The sequence below is a fragment of the Frankia sp. CoWAU3 genome (assembly GCF_977971855.1).
In genome coordinates this window covers 8216-8793 of record NZ_CDWWXB010000005.1, presented here as the reverse complement: position 1 = coordinate 8793, position 578 = coordinate 8216, and the positions used below count along the sequence as shown (strand labels likewise).

Genomic DNA, 578 nt, shown 5'->3' with positions numbered 1-578 from the left:
GCCACGGAGGTCAAGGCATCGGCGCTCGGTGTCGACGAGGGTCTGTTGGCCGCCGAGGGCGCGGTGTCGTCGAGGACGGCCGCCGCGATGGCGGCGGGGGTCCGGTCCCGGCTGGGCGCCACCTACGGGTTGGCCACCACGGGAGTCGCGGGCCCGCAGCCGCAGGAGGACAAACCGGTCGGAACGCTGCATATCGGCCTGGCCGGACCGGACGGCACCGTCACCCGGTCGGTACGGCTGCCCGGGGACCGGCCGCGCATCCGCACCTACGCGGTGGTGTCCGCGCTGGACCTGGTGCGTCGGATGCTCGCCGGGCTGCCGAACAGCGAGATGACCACAACCGGAGACGGCGCACCCTGATGCGCGAGACCAATCACCGGACCTGAGGTGCTTACACAGTTACAGTCCCGTCAACGAGGGCCCGATGGTCGCGGCGGTGGGTATACGGTGAACGCATCCCGCGGACGAAGGAGGAGGCTCGATGGTCCTGCTCCGACGCATGCTCGGCGAGGCGTTGCGCCGCCGCCGTCAGGATCAGCACCGCACGCTTCGGGAGGTGTCGTCGGCGGCACGGGTGT

Annotated in this window: 1 protein-coding gene; it reads left to right on the top strand. The window is 71.3% G+C overall.

The genetic code is table 11. The features are described 5' to 3' along the window. Nucleotides 1-360 (top strand): CinA family protein (locus AC08ON_RS01320; protein WP_476616316.1); only part of this gene is annotated, 360 nt, incomplete at its 5' end. Between the last annotated feature and the right edge of the window lie 218 nt (nt 361-578).